Origin of the sequence: Ornithinimicrobium pulveris, assembly GCF_050261105.1 — a bacterium.
In the GTDB taxonomy this organism is placed as follows: domain Bacteria; phylum Actinomycetota; class Actinomycetes; order Actinomycetales; family Dermatophilaceae; genus Ornithinicoccus.
On record NZ_CP189837.1, the window covers coordinates 495,978 to 514,270 of the forward strand.

Consider the following 18,293-nt stretch of genomic DNA (forward strand, 5'->3'; position numbering starts at 1 on the left):
AATTCGGGGTAGCCTCGGTGGGTGCCCGTCCTTGACCTGACCGACACCTCAGCCGTCGACCGTTATGACGCCTTCGTCCGATCCCACCCGCACCGGTCGATCACCCAGGACCGCCAGTGGGGCGTCGTCAAGAACGACTGGGGGCAGGAGGCGGTCTACCTCGAGGAGAGCGGGGAGATCGTCGCCGCGATGACGCTGCTCGTCCGGCGGCTGCCTGGTGGTTTCACAGTGCTCTACGCCCCGCGCGGGCCGCTCGTGGACTGGTCGGACAAGGCGTTGGTGCTCCAGATCCTGGCCGAGGCCGATCCGCTCGTGAAGAAGCACCGCGCGATCATGCTCCGCATCGACCCCGAGATCCGCTTCGACGCCGAGCTCGACGCCTGGATGCGCGACCAGCCCGGCTGGGTGGTTAAGAACGTCGGGGCGCAGAAGGACCAGGTGATCCAGCCGCGCTACAACATGGTGGTCTCGCTGCGGGATGAGCAGGGCGCTCTGCTCACCGAGGACGCCCTGATGGCGAAGTACAACAGCACCGCGCGGCGGATGGTCCGCAACGCCCGCAAGAAGGGTGTCGAGGTCGGCCACGGGCGCTCGGATGCGGACCTGCGCACCTTCCATGACGTCTACACCTTCATGGGTCGCCGCAACGAGATCACCACGCGTGGGCTGCCCTACTTCCACCGCATCCGGGATGCCTTCGAGGACCGCACCACGGTCGCCACGGTCCGGCACGAGGGTGACGTGCTCGCCGCGGCCGTCACCGTCGACTACTACGGCAAGCTCTACTACCTCTACGCCGGGTCCAACGACACCAAGCGGAACCTCTACCCCAACCACCTGATGAACCACGAGCTCATGCTCTGGGGGCTGGGCCGGGAGGCCCAGTCCTACGACCTCGGCGGGGTCTTTGAGATCGACGAGTCGGACGGGCTCTACTTCTTCAAGCGCTCGCTGGCCAAGACCGACGGCGTCACCGAGCTCATCGGCGAGGTCGACATCGTGCACAACACCCTCCTGTATGCCGCGCTCGCGCACCTTCTCCCGCGGGTCCAGCACGGGCGGCGCACGGTGTCGGCCGCGGTGTCGCAGGCGCGCAAGAAGGTCCCGGCCCGGCTCTCCGGTCAGGCCGGCAGCCGGAAGTAGTCGTCGTCCAGCGGCTCGACCAGCCGGTCGGCCACGAGGGCGTCGAGGCAGCGATCCCGCTGCAGCGCATCTGGCCACAGCTCCCGCAGGCGCCGCCCGGGGACCGGTTCGGTCGCCTCCCGCAGCAGTTGCACCATCAGCCCGCGGCACTGGCGGTCGGTGCCCGCCCACGCCTGTCCGCGCCGCGGCGGGCCGTCGTAGGGCGGGGACCCGGCCAGCCGCCAGGCGCACAGGTCGGCCACCGGGCACTCTCCGCACCGGGGAGATCGAGCGGTGCAGACCAGCGCGCCGAGCTCCATCACGGCGACATTCCAGCGCGCGGACTCTGCGTCGTCCTGCGGCAGAAGGGTGGTGGCCAGGGCGACCTCGGCCCGGGTGAGCGAGGGCGAAGGGAGCGCGGTCCCCGTCACGAGGCGGGCGTGCACCCGGCGGACGTTGGTGTCGACGACCGTGGTTCGCCGCCCGAAGGCGAAGGCCGCAACCGCCGCGGCCGTGTAGTCACCGACCCCGGGCAGCGTCCGCAGTGTCTCCTCCTCGCCGGGCACCTGGCCCCCGTGCTCGTCCCGGATCGTCGTGGCTGCAGCGTGCAGGCGGAGCGCTCGGCGCGGGTAGCCGAGCCGGTCCCAGGCCCGCACCGCCTCTCCGGCAGGATCGCCCGCGAGGTCGGTCGGGGTGGGCCAGCGTTCCAGCCACCTCTCCCAGACCGGACGCACCCTGGCCACCGGGGTCTGCTGGAGCATCACCTCGGAGACGAGCACGCCCCACGGTGAGCACCCGGGGCGGCGCCAGGGCAGGTCGCGCTGGGCGACGGCATACCAGGACAGGATCCGGGTATGCAGTGTCTCGGGTCGGGCGGGCACGCTCAGGAGTAGCGCTCCAGGATCGAGGCCTCGGCGAGTCGGGACAGGCCCTCGCGGACCGCCCGAGCGCGGGCCTCGCCGACACCCTCGACCTCCATCAGCTCATCTAGGCCGGCCGAGAGCAGCGCCTGGAAGGAGCCGAAGTGGTCCACCAGGCGCTCGACGATCGCGCCCGGCAGGCGCGGGATGCGGTGCAGCAGCCGGTAGCCGGAGGGGCTGAGCGAGAGGTGGTCCATCCCGTCGCCGATCACCGTGATGCCCAGGCAGCGGGCGACCGCCTGCAGGTCCAGCAGTTCGGTCCCGTCCAGGGCGGCCAGCTGCGTGAGCACCTCGGGCGGCTCGTGCGTGCCGTCGGCAGCGGAGGCGTAGTCGCGGATCACCAGCTCGCGGTCGCGGCCGATGCCCCCGGTGAGCTCATCGAGCTGCAGGGCGACCAAGCGACCGTCGACGCCGAGCTCGACGACATACTGCTCGATCTCGGTGCTGATCCGGCTCACCATCTCCAGACGCTGGAGCACCGAGGCGACCTCGCGGATCGTGACCAGGTCCTCGATCTCCAGCGCCGACAGGTTCGCGGTGACCTCATCCAGGCGGGCCCGGTAGCGCTCGAGCGTCTGCAGGGCCTGGTTGGCCTGGGCCAGGATCTGGGCGCGGGACTCCAGGACGTGCCGCAGGTCGCCGACGTAGAGGGCGACGATCGCCATCGACTGACTGACCGAGATCACCGGCATCCCGGTCTGCTTGGCCACGCGCTCGGCGGTGCGGTGCCGGGTGCCGCTCTCGCGGGTCTCGATCGAGGGGTCGGGGACGAGCTGGGTGGCGGCCCGGACGATGTGGCCGCCCTCGCGGTCGAGGATGATCGCGCCGTCCATCTTGGCCAGCTCGCGCAGCCGGGTGGCGGAGAACTCGACGTCCAGCTCGAAGCCGCCCGTGCTGATGGAATCGACGACGCGGTCGCTGCCGAGCACGATGAGGGCCCCGGTGCGACCACGCAGGATCCGCTCAAGCCCGTCGCGCAGGTCGGTGCCCGGAGCCACCGCGGCGAGCGTCGCCCGCAGCATCTCCTCGTGGGATCGTTCGGCCACCGACATCAACTCCCCTTTCAGCGCACCGGTTGCGCAGATCTTAGGCGGCAGCCGGTGGGGGACCTACGGCTGGTCCCCATTCTTTACGCCATCGTGATCTGCGCTGGAGACGCCATCGTGACCTGCGCCGGCGACGCCATCGTGACCCGCGCCGGCGACGCCATCGTGACCCGCGCTGGCGCGCGCCACCGTCATCACGGTGGCGGCCGCCTCGGCGAGGGTGGCGACCTCGTGCACGCGCATGCCGCTCGGCGGTCGACCCTCGGACAGTGAGCCGGTGGGCACGACCGCCTCGGTGAAGCCGATCCGGGCGGCCTCGGCGAGCCGGCGGGGGAGCCCGGTGACCGGGCGCAGGTCGCCCGCCAGCCCGACCTCCCCGACCGCGATGGTGCCGACGGGTAGGGCGAGGTCGAGCATCGAGCTGGTCAGGGCCAGCGCGAGCGCGAGGTCGGCAGCGGGCTCGCCCAGGCGGACGCCGCCGACGGTTGAGGCGTAGCAGTCCTGCTTGCCCAGCGGCACCCCGGCCCGCTGCTCCAGCACCGCCATCACCATGGCTAGCCGGGAGGAGTCGAGGCCGCTCGTGGTCCGCCGCGGCGACCCGCCCTGGGAGTCGCTGACCAGCGCCTGCAACTCGGCGACCAGCGGTCGGCGGCCCTCGAGGGTCACGGTGACGCAGGTGCCTGGGACGGGTCGGTCCCGGCTGGTCAGGAAGAGCCCGCTGGGGTCAGGCAGCTCGGTGATCCCGGAGTCGCCCAGGTCGAAGCAGCCGACCTCGTCGGTCGGTCCGAAGCGGTTCTTCACGGCCCGGACGAGCCGGAGGCGGGAGTGCCGTTCGCCCTCGAACTGCACCACCACGTCGACGAGGTGCTCGAGGACGCGGGGACCCGCGATCGACCCGTCCTTGGTGACCTGGCCGATGAGGACGGCAGCGGTCCCGCGGCTCTTGGCGGCCTGGATCAGCGCGGACGCGACCTCGCGCACCTGGCTGACATTGCCGGGGGCGCCCTCGACGTCGGCGGAGGCGATCGTCTGCACGGAGTCGACCACGACGAGAGAGGGATCGGCCTGCTCGACCTGGCCCAGCACGGTGGCCAGGTCGGTCTCGGCGGCCAGGTAGAGGGTGTCGGCGAGCGCGCCGATCCGCTCAGCGCGCAACTTGACCTGGGCTGCGGACTCCTCGCCGGAGACGTAGAGCACCGACTCGCCGCCCCGTGCTGCGCGGGCCGCCACGTCCAGGGCCAGGGTGGACTTGCCGATCCCCGGCTCGCCGGCCATCAGCACGACGGCGCCGGGGACGATGCCGCCGCCGAGGACCCGGTCGAATTCACCGACCCCGGTGGAGCGGGCCTGCGCGGTCTGGGCGTCGACCTCGGCGATCGGCACCGCCGCCCGTGCCGGGGAGACCGCGGTGGTCCGCACGGCGGTCTGGCCGCCGATCTCGGTCACGGTGCCCCATGCCTGACACTCCCCGCAACGCCCGACCCACTTCACGGTGGTCCAGCCGCACTCCGCGCACCGGTAGCCGGACCGGGTTCCACTGCTCTTCTTCGCCACGTCAGCCAGGGTAGGTGGCGGCACCGACAAGGTGGCTGTCGTCCACCTCGTCACCCCGCGGGCGGGGGCGTACCTGGCGCCATCGACTCACGCGGTGCCCACGGGCCGTCTCAGCGGCGGCACAACTGGGGGAAGATCCGGCAGATCCAGCTCGACGCCGTCTCTGCCCGGTCCAGCCCGGCCGTGCGGGAGGAGGTCTCAGGTGCCTTGATGCCTGCGGCTCCGGCCAGCTTCAGCGCGACCCGGGCGGAGCCGTCCGCCGCCGGGATCACCTCGACGACCTGGGCCGGGCGCCCGCCGGAGGTGGGAAGCTGGGCGAGGAGGGGCAGGGAGGGAGCGGGCTGGCCCTCGGTCAGGGTCAGCAGCACGATCCCGGGCGCGATGAGCTCCCCGGTCCCGAGGTGCTTCCCGGGCAGGCCGCCCTCGCCGACGGTGAGGATCGGCACGTTCACGACGGTGTTCATGCGGGACAGTGTGCACCGTCACCGGCGCGCTGCGGCGGTGGCTGGATGCATGAGGAGGGGAAGCAGGGCCCGACCCTCGGGCTGCGCCCGGCCGGCGGGCGAGGACGGTGCGCCCCGGCGCGAGGTGAGAAGGGCGTCCACGGCGGCGAGGTGGTCCGCGCACAGCTGCGCGAGCACGGCATACGCCTGGGGCCCGATGAGCTCGACCAACTCGGCCTGCAACGAGACGTAGACCGGCTCCACACCGGTATGCGCAACCGGCTCGTTGGTGCAGTACCAGTCCAGGTCGTGGCCACCTGGTCCCCACGCGCGGCGGTCGTACTCGGTGATCGTGATCTCCAGGTAGGAGGAGCCGTCCATCTCCTCGACGTCGCGGTAGGTGCGGCGCACGGGCAACTGCCAACAGACGTCCGGCTTGGTGGTGAGCGGCTCCAACCCCTCGGCGACTGCGTGCTGATGGAGGGCGCACCCGGCTCCAGCGGGGAAGCCGGGGCGGTTGAGGAAGATGCAGGCCCCGTCGAGCACCCGGGTGGCGCCGGGGCCCGGGGTCCCACCCGTGTCCTCGTCCCCGGGCTCGTGCTCGACCAGCCAGCCTTCTTCCAGCCCTGGGTCCCGAAGCTGCCACTCATCCGGCCCCAACGACTCGACCACGGCCCGCACCCGGGCGAGGTCGTCGGCATCGGTGAAGTGCGCGCCCAGCGTGCAGCACCCGGCATCCGGCTCGCCGGCGTCGATACCGGGGCAGGCCCCTGCGCCATACAGGCACTGCCAGCGTGAGGTGAGCCAGGTGAGGTCGACCCGCACCCGTTGCGCGGGCTCGGCAGGATCGGTGAACTCGGCCCAGGCGCGAGGGGCATCGAGCGGGGTGGCGGTCACCGCGACAGCGTAGGTGGGATACTCAGGACCATGCGCCTCGGTGTGATCGATGTCGGCTCCAACACCGTGCACCTGCTGGTCGTGGACGCCTACCACGCCGGGGCACACCCCATGCCGGACTACTCCCACAGCACCGTGCTCCGGTTGGCCGAGCACCTGACCCCCGAGGGGAACATCTCCGACGAGGGGGCCCGGCGGCTGGCGGACTTCGTCGCCGAGTGCGTGGAGGTCGCCGACGAACGTGGCGTGAGCCGGTTGATGGGGTTCGCCACCAGCGCCATCCGCGACGCCGGCAACACCCAGGCGGTGCTCGACCTCGTCAAGGACCGCTCCGGGGTGGACCTCGACGTGCTGGACGGAGAGGACGAGGCGCGGGTGACCTTCCTGGCCGCCCGGCGCTGGTTCGGCTGGTCGGCCGGACGGCTGCTGCTGGTCGACATCGGCGGGGGCTCGCTCGAGCTCGCCGCTGGGCTGGACGAGGAGCCGGACGCGGCCTTCTCGCTGCCGCTCGGAGCGGGGCGCCTGACCCGCGAGCTGAGCCAGGACCCCCCGGGTAAGGCGGAACTGCGGGCGCTGCGCAAGCGCGTGCGGTCCGAGATCGCCACCGTCCAGCCGCGGCTCGCGCGGGTGGGGGAGCGGCACCTGACGGTGGGCACCAGCAAGACGATCCGTTCCCTCGCCCGGGCGTGCGGGGCTGCGCCCCGGGGAGATGGCCCGTATGTCGCACGCTCGCTCGCGCACGCCGACCTGGCCGACCTGGTGGGTCGGCTGGCGTCGATGCCCGCGGCCAAGCGGTCCGACCTGCCGGGCGTCTCCGCCTCGCGTGCGCCCCAGCTGCTCGCCGGCGCCGTGGTGGTCGAGGCCGCGATGGACCTCTTCGGCGTGGAGGAGCTGGCGGTCTGTCCGTGGGCGCTGCGCGAAGGACTCATCCTGCGCTTCCTGGACGGACTCACCGGGAGGGTGGCATGAACGCCATCCCGGTCCACCTGTCGACGTCCTCGGTCTATCCGGAGAACGCCGCCTACGCCTTCGACCTGGCCGAGCGGTTGGGCTATGACGGGGTGGAGATCATGGTCTGGACCGATCCGGTGACGCAGGAGGCCGGGGCGCTGCGGGCGCTCGCGGACCTGCACCACCTGGAGATCGGGGCGATCCACGCACCGACCCTGCTGCTCGCCCAGCGTCTGTGGGGGTGGGAGCCATGGGTCAAGATCGAGCGGGCGCTGGACCTGGCCGCCGAGGTCGGCGCCGGCTGCGTCGTCGTGCACCCGCCCTTCCGCTGGCAACGGGGGTATGCCGAAGGTTTCGTCGAGGGGGTCGCGGAGCGGCAGGCGCGCTGGGGCGTGAAGATCGCGGTGGAGAACATGTTCCCCTGGCGCTCCGGCGTCAACGCGATGCAGGCCTATCTGCCGGGGCCGGACCCGCGCGACTTCCCCTACGGTGACGTCACCCTCGACATCTCGCACGCGGCCACCGCCGGGACCGATGCGTTGGAGTTGGCGCGCGATCTGGGCGACCGGGTGAGCCACCTGCATCTCGGTGACTCCTTCGGCTCGTTCAAGGACGAGCACCTGGTGCCGGGGCGGGGCAACCAGAAGTGCGCCGAGGTGCTGGAGCACCTCGTGCAGACCGGCTTCGAGGGCGTGGTCAGCGTGGAGGTGGGCACCCGGCGGATGAAGCGCGAGGCCCGCGAGCAGGCGTTGGCCGAATCGCTCGCCTTTGGGCGGGAGCACCTGGGTCAGCACGACTCGCCCGGGGCTGCCCCACGCACCTCCTGACCGGCGCTCCCGGAGGTGGCGCGGGAGTACATTCAGGGCTGTGACGAAGAATGCCGTCGAGGTCCGCGACCTGCGGGTCAGCAGAGGACGTCGCGAGGTGCTCCACGGGATCGACCTGGATGTCCCGGTCGGTCAGATCGTCGGGTTGCTGGGGCCCAGCGGAGGTGGCAAGAGCACCCTGATGCGCGCCGTGGTCGGGGTGCAGGAGAAGGTCACCGGGACCGTGCGGGTGCTGGGGGAGACTGCCGGCAGCACCGGGCTGCGCCGGCGGGTCGGCTACGTCACCCAGTCGCCGAGCGTCTACCGCGACCTGACCGTCCGGCAGAACCTGCGCTACTTCGCCACCTTGGCAGGGGTGCGCCGCGGGCTCCGCGCCGAGGTCGACCGGGCGCTGGAACGGGTGGACCTGCGTAGAGAGTTTGAGAACCCCTGCCCAGCCCTGAAAACCCTATCTTTGCGCAGGTCACGCGGCTTCTACAAGCAGGACCGCCGTTCGTCGGGGGCCGACAGTGGCGGACTCGCGCGGTCGGATGGTGCGGTCAGTTGAGATGGCTCAAACCCTTCTGCGCCCCGAACAGGTCGACGATCTGGTGTCGGAGTATCGGTCGGGAGCGACGCTTGTGGAGCTGGCGGCGCAGTTCCGCGTGAACCGCCGAACTGTGGCCGCCCACTTGGTTCGTCGGGAGGTTCCGATCCGACGCGGGAGCTTCGACCCTTCCCGCATCCATGAAGCGCGCGCCGACGTAAGAGTCCCGTGGAGTGGTGGGGTTTGGGGAGTGGGTGTGGCTCTCTGACGTAGAGGGGTCATCGGCGAGATGCTCGGTGTGTACCGCCAAGCACTCACCAGAGGAGATCTCACCGATGACCCTTCCCCAGTCTGCCGTGTCCGACCTGCTGGACGCACTTCGCGCCGGTGACGGCGTGGACCTTGTGCGCGAGTCCGTGCGCATGGTCCTGCAGGAGCTGATCGAGGCCGAGGCCACCGAGGCGATCGGCGCCGGCCGCTACGAACGCACGCCCGGGCGGGTGACGGAGCGCAACGGCACCCGCCCGAAGCTGTTGACGACCAAGGGCGGTGACGTCACGGTCGCGCTGCCCAAGCTGCGTCAGGGCAGCTTCTTCCCCTCCATCGGCTGTCAGTACACCTCGACCCAGCTCGCCGACGCGGCCAAGGAGCTGGGCGTGCTCCTGTCAGTCGGGCGCACCGGCGTGTGCTGGGACAACGCCCAGATCGAGAGCTTCTGGTCGACCCTGAAGACCGAGTTCTACGACCGCTACTCCTTCGCCACCAGGCCCGAGGCGATCCACGCGGTCAGTTCCTGGATCGAGAACGTCTACAACCGCCGCCGGCGGCACAGCGCCCTCGGCCAGATCCCTCCGGTAACGTTCGAGCACCGGACCATCACCGCGGCCCAAGAAGCCGCTTAACCGATGTCCACCAGACGGGGTCAACCCCAGAGTGGAGATGTCGGAGCCGAGCGTGAAGTGCTGCTGGTAGCGGTCGGAGTAGTCGATGTTGCGCAGTGGCCTACATCGCTGCCTTCGACGCGTCTCGGATGCATCCTGACGGTACCGGGCTATCGGGGTGTGGCGACGTGTTCGAGTGCATCAATGTCGAGGATGGAGACGTCTCGGCGTCCGTGGAGTTCGATGATGCCGGAGGTGGAGAGCGCGGCGAGGCGTCGGCTCAGGGTTTCGGGCGTGGTTCCGAGGTAGGCGGCGATGTCTTGTTTCGCCATCGGCAGCCTCACCGTGGGTACGCCTGCTCGCATGCTGCCGGGCAGATCTAGCAGGTAGGCCGCCACGCGGGCGTTGACGTCGCTGGAGGTGACGGCGCCCAGCAGTCGCTCGACTGAGGAGAGCCGGTCGGAGAGTGTCCGCAGCATCCGCTGACTGATGTCGGGGTAGTCGCGGAGCAGGGCCGAGAGGTCGGCGTGGTCGAAGACGCACATCCGACTGTCTTCTAGCGCGACGACGAGGTCGACCGGGCGGTGGCCCGTCAGGAAGGCCCGTTCTCCCACGACATCACCGTCTGTCACCGTTCGCAGAATCTGTTCCTGACCATTGGCCGCCGTGTGGCTGACCTTGAGCTGTCCGCTGTGCATCACCAGCAGACGCGACACCGACTGTCCGGGGGAACAAACAATATCCCCCTTGTGGACGCACACCGGGCGAACGAAGTCGGCGACGTGCAGCTGCTCCTGGCGCGTCAGTCCTTGGAAGATCGGTACGCGAGCTACGCACAGGTCATCCTCAGACATGCCTCAAGCCTACCGGAATCGGCGCGGGCGCCACCGTCCCAGATGCCCCAGGGGGCGCCTCGTACGGTGCCGTCCGGACTTGACCTGGGTCAAGGAGTTCGCAGTGGCGCGAACCTATCGTGAAGGTGTCAATACGGAACACCACCAAGAAAGGGATTCTCACAATGACTACCTCCACCGCCACCCACACCCTTTTGAGGGCCGAGGGATTCTCCTGCCCGTCCTGCGTGGCGAAGATCGAAAAGCAGGTCGGCCGCCTCAAGGGTGTCGAGAACGTGAAGGTCCATTTCGCCTCATCCCGCATCGAGATCGACCACGACGCCGAGCGCGTCTCCGTGGATGACCTCGTGACTGCCGTGGCGAAGGCCGGCTATAAGGCCACTCCTTCAGCCTTCTGAGGCACGCGGGCCCCTGTGGGGTCGCACATTTTTCGCTCATACCCGATCTGCCGGTCCGCTGGCACTCATCGCAGAAAGGTCGTACCCGAAAGTGAACAGGCTCCAGAAATGGGTCTATGGGAATTGGTCTGTTCCCGTCGTGTCCGGCGTGCTCATCATCATCTCGTTCGCCGTTCAGCGGCTGGCCGAGGGTGCGGCCAACCTCACCGTCAGCCCCCAGTGGTGGCTCGATGCCGGCGCCCACGCCACACATGCCACGGCGGTCTTCACCCTCGCGGATGTCTTCATGGTCGCCGCCGCCGTAGCCGCCGGCTACGGGATCGTGATCAAGGCGGTTCGTGCCCTGATCGCCAAGGTCATCGGCATCGACCTGCTGGTGTCGGTGGCGGCCATCGGCGCGGTCATCATCGGCAACTTCTGGGAGGCCGCGGCGGTCACGTTCCTGTTCGCGATCGGCCACGCCCTGGAAGCTGCCACCTTGAACAAGACCCGCTCGGCACTGGCCGAGCTGGTCGCGGTGGCACCGGATTCCGCCGTCGTTGTGCGCGATGGTGAGCAACAGGAGATCCCTGCCGGACAGGTGAGGATGGGCGAGATCGTCCTGGTCAAGAACGGCGCGAAGGTCCCCGTGGACGGCCAGGTCGTCTCCGGCACTGGTGCCATCGACGAGGCCTCCATCACCGGCGAGTCGATCCCGGTGGAGAAATCCAAAGGTGACCAGGTGTTCGCCGGCACTGTGTCCCGGGGCGGCTTTTTGCAAGTGTTGGCTACGGGCATCGGTGCGGATACCACCCTGGCCCGCATCATTCACCGGGTGGAGGAGGCCCAGGACGCCAAGGCCCGCACCCAGGCCTTCATGGACCGCTTCTCCCGCTGGTACACCCCCGCCGTGATGGTGCTGGCGCTGGTGGCCGGAGTGATCGCCGGTGACGTGGTTCTGGCGTTGACTTTGCTGGTCATCGGCTGCCCCGGTGCCCTGGTGATCTCCATTCCGGTCGCGATCGTGGCCGGTATCGGCCGGGCCGCCCGTAATGGCATCCTGATCAAGGGCGGCGAGTTCCTGGAGACCTCGGCGAGGATCTCGGCGGTCGCCGTGGACAAGACCGGCACCCTCACCGAGGGCCAACCTGTCCTGACCGACGTCGTCGTCCTTGACCCCGCACGGGAACGTGCCGACGTGCTGCGCTGGGCTGCTGCGGCCGAGGCCGGGTCGGAGCACCCGCTGGCCCGTCCCATTCTTCAGACGGCGCGCGATGAGGGGGTGGCCCCCGACGGGGTTCCCGGCACCGTCATGCCGGTCCCCGGTAAGGGCATCGTGTCCGACGTTGCCGGCCAGCGGGTGCTCATCGGTAACCAGCCGCTGCTTGACCAGTACGGCGTTCCCGACGACGGCAGCGCAGCTCAGGCGGCGGAATCGCTAGCCTCCGACGGCAAGACGCCGATGATCGTGGCCGTCGACGACCAGGTGATCGGCGTCGTCGCCGTCGCCGACCAAATCCGCCAGGATGCCCCCGAGATGGTCGCCCGGCTCCACCGAGCCGGTGTCGAGAAGGTGGTCATGCTCACCGGTGACACCCGGCTGGTGGCCGAGGCCGTCGGGAAGGCCACCGGGATCGACGAGATCCACGCCTCTCTGCTCCCAGAAGACAAGCTGGACGTGGTCGCACAGCTACAGCGCCAGGGCCACACGATTGCCATGGTCGGGGACGGCGTCAATGACGCCCCGGCGCTGGCCACCGCCAACATCGGCGTGGCGATGGGTGCGGCAGGCTCGGCCGTGGCCGTGGAGACCGCGGACATCGCCCTGATGGGTGACAACCTGCTCAAACTGCCGGAGGCCATCGGCCTGGCCAAGCGGACCGTGTCCGTGATGCGACAGAACATCGCGATCGCCCTGATCACCGTGGTGCTGCTGCTGGCCGGTGTTTTCGCCGGCGGGGTGACCATGTCCGTCGGCATGCTCGTCCACGAAGCCTCCGTACTGGTGGTCATCGCCAATGCGATGCGACTGCTGCGGAAGACCCGCGGTTCGACCGCGACGCCACAGAGCGAGAGGACCACCGAGAAAGGGGCGAAGCAGGTAACCGCCTGACGCCGAATCCGCGCCGGGCCCTGGCGCCACGGGGTCGGACGCCCCGGACACGGATAGACACGAAAGCTCAGACAGCCGACACGCCCCACACAGACAGCTACACAGGAAGCAGAGGAGATCAGCCATGACCGAGAAGAACTTCAGCCTTGGAGACAACGTCGAGCACTTCACCATCGCGGACGTCGCCCGGGACAACCCGGACTTCCGGAAGGTGCTGTGGACCGGCGAACACGCCCAGATCGTCGTCATGACCATCCCGCCTGGCGGCGAGATCGGGGACGAGGTCCACGAACACACCGACCAGATCCTGACCTTTGTCTCCGGTACCGGCGAGGCCGACCTCAACGGCCACACCCACCCCATCGAGGCAGGCGACCAGTGCGCGGTTCCTGCCGGCGCCCAGCACAACTTCCGCAACACTGGCGATCAGCCGCTGGTGCTCTACACCGTCTACAGCCCGCCGGAACACGCTATCGGTGTCGCCTTCGCCACCAAGGGTGAAGCCGACGCTGCCGAGGCCGCTGGCCGAGACGAACCACCGCGGCACTGAACAACACCGTCCTGGCGAACCCACTGCGACGCCAAATCCGAACCACTGAGAGAGAGTCCATCCCATGTCCAAGGTCTACGTGTTCAACGACTATGGCGGGCCCGAGACCCAGCAGTTAATCGGCTCTTCCCAGCTGCGGTGGGGGTGAGTTCGTGACGCGCCGAGGGGCGTTGGTGTCGGGGTGAGGGGGTCGAGGTCCTCAAGATCGGAAGCGACCAAGCATTCCGAGAACCTCGAGGACCTCGACGATGGACCACCCTACGTCGTGCTGCCGTGCCCTCGGCGCGGCCGACGCCTACTGCGACAACTGCGACCTGCTCGTCGGGCTGGAGGGCTATCACGTCCTGGACGTAGCGCGCGGACCCGACGGGCTGGTCGTGCGGGTGGAGTCACCGCCGGGCCCGGTGGGGTGCCCGGACTGCGGAGTGCGCGCGACCTCGCGGGGCCGGCGCGAGCACCGGTTGGTCGACATCCCGGCGTTCGGGACGCCCGTGAGGCTGGTCTGGGTGAAGCGGACCTGGGGTTGTGGAGAGTCGTCGTGTCCGCGGCGCTCGTTCACCGAGACCGACGAGCGGTTGGCGCCACCACGTTCGACGTGGACGACCCGGGCGAGGTCGTGGGCGGTTGGTCAGCTGCGACGTGAGCACGCCACCGTGCACGGCCTGGCCCGCCAGCTGGGCTTGGGGTGGGACACCGTCTGGTCCGGGATCGAGCCGATCCTGGCCGCGGCAGCAGCCGACGAGTCCCGGTTCACCGGCGTCACCAGCCTCGGCGTGGACGAGCACGTCTGGCACCACGTCTCGACGAAGGCACCCGAGGACGGTGGTCGCGGCCCGAAGGAGTTCACCGGCATGGTGGACCTGACCTGCGATGAGAACGGGCAGGTCAGGGCGCGTCTGCTCGACCTGGTCCCGGGCCGGTCCAAGAAGGCCTACGCCGATTGGCTCACCGACCGGGGCGAGGGCTTCACCGCCGGCGTGCAGGTCGCGACCCTCGACCCGTTCCACGGGTACAAGGCCGCCATCGACGACGAGCTGGCCGAGGCCACCGCTGTGCTCGACGTCTTCCACGTCGTCGCCCTGGGCACCAAGTGCGTCGATGAGGTCCGGCGCCGGGTCCAGCAGGCCACCACCGGGCACCGCGGCCGCAAGGGCGACCCGCTGTACGGCATCCAGAACATCCTGCGCGCCGGCGCGGAGAACCTCACCGACAAGCAGCGAGCCCGGATCGAGCGGGCGTTCGCCGCCAACGAGGCCCACGAGGAGGTCGACCTCACCTGGCAGTGCGCCCAGCAGCTGCGCGCCGCCTACAAGCACGCAGACAAGAGAGAGGGACGCAGCATCGCCGAACGCATCGTCGCTACCTTCCCCACCTGCCCGATCCCCGAGATCGCCCGCCTCGGCCGGACCCTGCGCAAGTGGAAGGAGGCCTTCCTGGCCTACTTCACCACCGGTGCCACGAATGGCGGGACAGAGGCCATCAATGGACTGGTCGAGTTGCACCGTCGCCTGGCTCGAGGCTTCAAGAACAGGTCCAACTACAGGCTCCGCATGCTCCTCATCGGCGGAGGACTCAACCTATGACCCCCACCGCAACTGGGAAGAGCCAGTTAATCGACCGGTCTGTTCCAGTGCCCGGGCACGCAGAGCTGGCCATCGAGGTACGGGCCGCCGGAGTGAACCCTGCCGACTGGAAGATCCGCGAGGGCCAGCTGGGCCGACACTGGAGCCTGCCGGCGCCGATGGGACGTGAGGCCGCCGGCGTGGTCACCCAGCTCGGCGACGGGATCGATGACTTCGCCGTGGGCGACGAAGTGCTCGGGCTGGTGGCACCCGGGCACGGCGGGCTGGCCGAGCACACACTGTTGCGCGTGTCCACGACCGTGGCCAAGCCCGAGGAGATTTCCTTCACCGACGCCGCCACCATCCCGGTGGCCGCGGCGACGGCCTATGACGCCACACACCAGATCGAACTCGAAGCGGGCCAGACCCTGCTGCTGCTGGGCGCTGGCGGCGGGGTGGGACTGATGGCCGCACAGATCGGCCGGGTGCACGAGTTCAGGGTTATCGGTGTGGCCAGCGCAGCCAAGCGGGGCCTGGTCGAGTCCACCGGTGCCATCTTCGTCGAATCCGGTCCGGACCTGCGCGAACGGGTGCGCGAGATCGCCCCTGACGGGGCAGATCTGATTGTCGACCTCGTCGGTGGGGATGCGCTGCGTGCGGTCGCGGACCTGGTGTCTGACCGGACCAGGATCATCTCAGCGGCTGATCCGGACACCGCCGCCGAGCTGGGCGGCCTGGCCCTGGCACGCACGAGTGAGGCTATGGGGAAGATCACCGAGGTGATCCAATACGGGCTGGTCGATCCGCACGTAGGCGCCCAATTCGGCCTGGATGAAGCAGGCCAGGCGATTGCCGCAGTCGAGACCGGACATGCGGCCGGAAAGATCGTCGTGGTGCCCTGAGGCGAGCCCTCTGAGGTCGGACGGGGCGTGGTGAGCACGCGTTTTTCATTCGGGGCGGGCACGCTCCACTGCATTGCTCCTGACCGGGGGCTCAGCTCGACGTGCCCGGATGAGCCGAGAGGCGGGGAGGGTCTCGATGTCGATCGTACCGCCATATGTGCTGGCGACGCGCGCTCCGCAGCCGGGCACGGGTGCATGTGACGGCATCGGTGCGATCACCGCTGGCGGCATTGCGATCACCGCTGGCGGCATTGCGGTCACCGCTGGCGGCGTTGCTTCCATCCCCTTCGCCACGATCGTACTCGCTGCTGTACTGCTCTGTGGATGCAGCCAGCAAGGCACACGTCTGCTGGACGTGCATGGACCGGGCGACGCCTCGGCTCCGGGTCATCCACAGACCGTCGCAACGACGGGCGACGGCGACCCGGACGGTGCGGGCGCGTGACGGCATGCCCGTCGGACGTTTCTCCCCGGTGCTTGCCCGCACACGCTCCATCCATGCTCCGATTTCCCCCATCGCCTACGACTGCGTCAAGTTGATCTTTGTGCGTTCGGGCTCCGCGGTCCTGCTCAGCGAGTTCGGTGAGAAGCCGGTCGCCGTCGGCGATGTCGTGGCGTTGGGGGCAAACACTCTGTGCGGGAGCGAGCCCGAGGGCTGGGTCACGGTCACCACGCTGTACCTGGATCGTGACTACGTCATTGATCAGGTGTTCTGGCAGCACGCAGCGTTGCTGGCCGATCGGTGGGATGCCCAGGGCTTCGCCGACGAGCTGTACTCCGAGCCTGCACAAATATTGCTCCTGGGTGAGGACCGCGTGGGGATGCTGATGCCCTGGCTGGACGAGATGGTCGCGCTCAGTATCGACGGACCCGCAGCGGAGAGTTTCTACCGGCTCCAGGCGCTGCTGTTCGCGGTGCTGGATGTGATCGCCCCTTTCGTCAAGACGACTCCGGTACGACGGACACACTCCCAACGGTTGGCAACGTGGCCCGGCTTGCCCCACCACCGCCGGTTCGCGCCCTTGCGCGCCGAAGCCCGCGAGGCCGCTGGACTCCTTCGCACCGCGACAGCACGTCGATGGACACTGCCCGAGCTTGCCAAGGCAGTGCATCTCTCGCCGTCCCAGCTGGGCCGGGTCTTCGTCGACGCCTACGGGAAAACACCGATGACGTACCTGGCGACATTGCGCGCCCAGGAGTTGGCGCGTCTGCTGCGTGAGACCAATCTGCCGATCGAGGTCGCGATGCGTGAGGTCGGGTGGCACAGCCGCGGTCACGCCGCGCGACTATTCCGCCAGTGTGTCGGAGCAAGCCCGACGCGCTACCGCCAGCTCGTCCGGCAGAAGGCCGCCAGCTGACGACTCGGTGCACATAGGAGCATCATCTACACCCGCTGCGACGACACCAACCGGCGGCTGTGCAACCAGGCATTCTTTACCAAGGTCTTCATCGACGAGGACAACGAGCTGCGGGTCGAGCACAACCGGCCCTTCGAGATGCTCCTTGATCCGCAAGTCAACGCGAAGGCCCTGACCTGGGTCGCAGACGCCAACAAGGCCCGAACCTCGGCCAGCGTTTGCCGTCGGCAAGGGTTCGAGCCTTGTGCGTGGGGTGGACCTGATGTCGCACGCCGACCAGGTGGTCGGGGACCTGTCCGGTGGCCAGTCCTCCCGGGGCCTCGCTCGCGGCCGCGCTGGTGGGCGAGCCCGAGCTGCTGGTCCTGGACGAGCCGACCGTGGGCCTGGACCCGGTCCTGCGCCGGGAGCTGTGGACGCTCTTCCACGAGCTGGCCGACGCCGGGGCCACGCTGCTCGTCAGTTCCCACGTCATGGATGAGGCCACCCGGTGCGACCGGTTGGTGCTGGTGCGCGAGGGGCGGGTGCTCGCCGACGGCTCGCTGGCCGACCTGCTGCAGCGCACCGGGGCCGCGGATGCCGAGGGCGCCTTCCTCGCCCTCGTGGACGCCGAGGAGGCCCGCGCGTGAACCCCCGCCTGCTCTTCGCCACCACCCGGAGGGTGCTCACCCAGCTGCGGGCCGACCACCGCACGATGGCGCTGCTGCTCGTCGTGCCGTGCGTGCTGATCGGGCTGCTCGCCTGGATCTCGGGCGACACCCCGCTCTTCGACCGCATCGGCGCACCCCTGCTGGGGATGTTCCCACTGGTGGTGATGTTCGTGGTGACGAGCGTGGCCACCCTGCGCGAGCGCACGTCCGGCACCCTGGAGCGGCTGCTGTCCACCCCACTCGGTCGGGCCGACTTCCTCGGTGGCTACGCGCTCGCCTTCGGCGTGGTCGCGGTCGTCCAGGCCCTCGTCGCCACCGCCTTCGCCGTCTGGGTGTGCGGGCTCGACGTGGCTGGACCGGTCTGGTGGTTGGTGGCGGTCGCGGTGTGCAGCGCGCTCATCGGCACCGCCCTGGGCCTGCTCGCCAGCGCCTTCGCCCGGACCGAGTTCCAGGCCGTGCAGTTCATGCCCGCGTTCATCCTGCCGCAGTTCCTGCTGTGCGCTGATCGTGCCCCGGGACCAGATGCCGCGAGCCCTGGAGCTGGTGTCGGCGGCCCTGCCCATGTCCTACGCGGTCGACGCGCTCAAGGCGGTGACCAGCCAGGCCGACCCGGCCGCGGACGTTCTGCCGGACCTCGCGGTGCTGGGAGCCTTCATCGTCGGTGCCCTCGCGCTGGCGGGGCTCACCCTGCGGCGACGGACCCCCTGAGGTGACGGACCCCCTAAGGTGACGGACCCACTGAGATGACGGACCCACTGAGATG

17 protein-coding genes and 4 pseudogenes are annotated in these 18,293 nt (G+C 69.5%); 15 read left to right on the plus strand and 6 right to left on the minus strand.

The features are described 5' to 3' along the window. Positions 1–21 precede the first annotated feature (21 nt). Positions 22–1,143: a lipid II:glycine glycyltransferase FemX gene (locus tag ACQBAT_RS02235; protein WP_420747242.1), complete on the plus strand. Its 1,122-nt coding sequence runs from the start codon at positions 22–24 to the stop codon at positions 1,141–1,143. Here ACQBAT_RS02235 and ACQBAT_RS02240 read toward each other — a convergent pair. The 5 genes from ACQBAT_RS02240 to ACQBAT_RS02260 all read right to left on the minus strand — a co-directional run bounded on the left by ACQBAT_RS02240 (position 1,122) and on the right by ACQBAT_RS02260 (position 5,982). Beyond that, a complete protein-coding gene (locus tag ACQBAT_RS02240; protein ID WP_420747303.1) occupies positions 1,122–2,009 on the minus strand; it encodes an A/G-specific adenine glycosylase in 888 nt (295 codons plus the stop codon). The two genes, ACQBAT_RS02235 and ACQBAT_RS02240, sit on opposite strands and share 22 nt — an antisense overlap. Beyond that, complete coding sequence (gene disA, locus ACQBAT_RS02245; protein WP_420747241.1) at positions 2,006–3,094, minus strand: DNA integrity scanning diadenylate cyclase DisA; 1,089 nt, start codon at positions 3,092–3,094, stop codon at positions 2,006–2,008. Before disA ends, ACQBAT_RS02240 begins: the two co-directional genes overlap by 4 nt. 57 nt (positions 3,095–3,151) lie before the next feature. Beyond that, a complete protein-coding gene (gene radA / locus ACQBAT_RS02250; protein ID WP_420747240.1) occupies positions 3,152–4,642 on the minus strand; it encodes a DNA repair protein RadA in 1,491 nt (496 codons plus the stop codon). Between the two features lie 110 nt (positions 4,643–4,752). After that, entirely contained in the window at positions 4,753–5,106 is a 354-nt protein-coding gene (locus ACQBAT_RS02255; protein ID WP_420747239.1) for a hypothetical protein, read from the minus strand. An 18-nt stretch (positions 5,107–5,124) separates the two neighbouring features. Further along, positions 5,125–5,982, minus strand: a complete 858-nt coding sequence (locus ACQBAT_RS02260; RefSeq protein ID WP_420747238.1) for a hypothetical protein — start codon at positions 5,980–5,982, stop codon at positions 5,125–5,127. A gap of 30 nt (positions 5,983–6,012) precedes the next feature. Between ACQBAT_RS02260 and ACQBAT_RS02265 the strand changes: the two genes are divergently transcribed. From ACQBAT_RS02265 to ACQBAT_RS02285, 5 genes and pseudogenes are all read left to right on the plus strand, one after another. Next, positions 6,013–6,951 (plus strand): Ppx/GppA family phosphatase, encoded by a 939-nt coding sequence (locus ACQBAT_RS02265; RefSeq protein ID WP_420747237.1) that lies wholly within the window; start codon positions 6,013–6,015, stop codon positions 6,949–6,951. Beyond that, positions 6,948–7,760 (plus strand): sugar phosphate isomerase/epimerase family protein, encoded by an 813-nt coding sequence (locus ACQBAT_RS02270; RefSeq protein WP_420747236.1) that lies wholly within the window; start codon positions 6,948–6,950, stop codon positions 7,758–7,760. Before ACQBAT_RS02265 ends, ACQBAT_RS02270 begins: the two co-directional genes overlap by 4 nt. Positions 7,761–7,800: 40 nt before the next feature. Continuing rightward, positions 7,801–8,307, plus strand: a complete 507-nt coding sequence (locus tag ACQBAT_RS02275; RefSeq protein WP_420747235.1) for an ATP-binding cassette domain-containing protein — start codon at positions 7,801–7,803, stop codon at positions 8,305–8,307. 314 nt (positions 8,308–8,621) lie between these two features. Continuing rightward, a pseudogene (locus ACQBAT_RS02280) lies at positions 8,622–8,891 on the plus strand (transposase); the annotation flags it as partial. Next, a pseudogene (locus ACQBAT_RS02285) lies at positions 8,892–9,188 on the plus strand (integrase core domain-containing protein); the annotation flags it as partial. 149 nt (positions 9,189–9,337) lie between these two features. Here ACQBAT_RS02285 and ACQBAT_RS02290 read toward each other — a convergent pair. Next, positions 9,338–10,021 carry a Crp/Fnr family transcriptional regulator gene (locus ACQBAT_RS02290; RefSeq protein ID WP_075891835.1) on the minus strand — a complete coding sequence of 228 codons (684 nt, stop codon included), beginning with the start codon at positions 10,019–10,021 and terminating at the stop codon, positions 9,338–9,340. Between the two features lie 164 nt (positions 10,022–10,185). On the opposite strand from ACQBAT_RS02290, the gene ACQBAT_RS02295 reads away from it, so the two are divergent. The 9 genes and pseudogenes from ACQBAT_RS02295 (at position 10,186) to ACQBAT_RS02335 (ending at position 18,238) form a co-directional block, all read left to right on the plus strand. Further along, a complete protein-coding gene (locus tag ACQBAT_RS02295) occupies positions 10,186–10,419 on the plus strand; it encodes a heavy-metal-associated domain-containing protein (protein ID WP_005053944.1) in 234 nt (77 codons plus the stop codon). A 91-nt stretch (positions 10,420–10,510) separates the two neighbouring features. Further along, a complete protein-coding gene (locus tag ACQBAT_RS02300) occupies positions 10,511–12,511 on the plus strand; it encodes a heavy metal translocating P-type ATPase (RefSeq protein WP_420747234.1) in 2,001 nt (666 codons plus the stop codon). Positions 12,512–12,635: 124 nt separating this feature from the next. Beyond that, the gene (locus ACQBAT_RS02305; RefSeq protein ID WP_420747233.1) at positions 12,636–13,061 is read left to right on the plus strand and encodes a cupin domain-containing protein; all 426 of its coding nucleotides are present in this window, start codon (positions 12,636–12,638) and stop codon (positions 13,059–13,061) included. Positions 13,062–13,309: 248 nt separating this feature from the next. Continuing rightward, on the plus strand, positions 13,310–14,644 hold the full coding sequence (locus ACQBAT_RS02310) for an ISL3 family transposase (protein WP_420747232.1): 1,335 nt from the start codon (positions 13,310–13,312) through the stop codon (positions 14,642–14,644). Continuing rightward, the gene (locus ACQBAT_RS02315) at positions 14,641–15,525 is read left to right on the plus strand and encodes an NADP-dependent oxidoreductase (protein WP_420747231.1); all 885 of its coding nucleotides are present in this window, start codon (positions 14,641–14,643) and stop codon (positions 15,523–15,525) included. The genes ACQBAT_RS02310 and ACQBAT_RS02315 overlap by 4 nt, the downstream gene beginning before the upstream one ends. A 136-nt stretch (positions 15,526–15,661) precedes the next feature. Then, entirely contained in the window at positions 15,662–15,970 is a 309-nt protein-coding gene (locus tag ACQBAT_RS02320) for a hypothetical protein (RefSeq protein ID WP_420747230.1), read from the plus strand. Positions 15,971–15,974: 4 nt separating this feature from the next. Next, the gene (locus ACQBAT_RS02325) at positions 15,975–16,883 is read left to right on the plus strand and encodes a helix-turn-helix transcriptional regulator (protein WP_075892042.1); all 909 of its coding nucleotides are present in this window, start codon (positions 15,975–15,977) and stop codon (positions 16,881–16,883) included. Positions 16,884–17,136: 253 nt separating this feature from the next. After that, positions 17,137–17,509 (plus strand): annotated as a pseudogene (locus ACQBAT_RS02330) (ATP-binding cassette domain-containing protein); the annotation flags it as partial. Continuing rightward, a pseudogene (locus tag ACQBAT_RS02335) lies at positions 17,506–18,238 on the plus strand (ABC transporter permease). The pseudogenes ACQBAT_RS02330 and ACQBAT_RS02335, both read left to right, overlap by 4 nt. The last annotated feature ends 55 nt before the right edge of the window (positions 18,239–18,293 follow it).

Bases quoted from the DNA above. Each gene is read 5' to 3' on its own strand.
- ACQBAT_RS02290 (WP_075891835.1), bottom strand. From the start codon at position 10,021: ATGTCTGAGGATGACCTGTGCGTAGCTCGCGTACCGATCTTCCAAGGA.
- ACQBAT_RS02315 (WP_420747231.1), top strand. From the start codon at position 14,641: ATGACCCCCACCGCAACTGGGAAGAGCCAGTTAATCGACCGGTCTGTT.
- ACQBAT_RS02320 (WP_420747230.1), top strand. From the start codon at position 15,662: ATGTCGATCGTACCGCCATATGTGCTGGCGACGCGCGCTCCGCAGCCG.
- ACQBAT_RS02325 (WP_075892042.1), top strand. From the start codon at position 15,975: ATGCCCGTCGGACGTTTCTCCCCGGTGCTTGCCCGCACACGCTCCATC.
- disA (WP_420747241.1), bottom strand. From the start codon at position 3,094: ATGTCGGTGGCCGAACGATCCCACGAGGAGATGCTGCGGGCGACGCTC.
- ACQBAT_RS02255 (WP_420747239.1), bottom strand. From the start codon at position 5,106: ATGAACACCGTCGTGAACGTGCCGATCCTCACCGTCGGCGAGGGCGGC.
- ACQBAT_RS02295 (WP_005053944.1), top strand. From the start codon at position 10,186: ATGACTACCTCCACCGCCACCCACACCCTTTTGAGGGCCGAGGGATTC.
- ACQBAT_RS02305 (WP_420747233.1), top strand. From the start codon at position 12,636: ATGACCGAGAAGAACTTCAGCCTTGGAGACAACGTCGAGCACTTCACC.
- ACQBAT_RS02310 (WP_420747232.1), top strand. From the start codon at position 13,310: ATGGACCACCCTACGTCGTGCTGCCGTGCCCTCGGCGCGGCCGACGCC.
- ACQBAT_RS02270 (WP_420747236.1), top strand. From the start codon at position 6,948: ATGAACGCCATCCCGGTCCACCTGTCGACGTCCTCGGTCTATCCGGAG.
- ACQBAT_RS02265 (WP_420747237.1), top strand. From the start codon at position 6,013: ATGCGCCTCGGTGTGATCGATGTCGGCTCCAACACCGTGCACCTGCTG.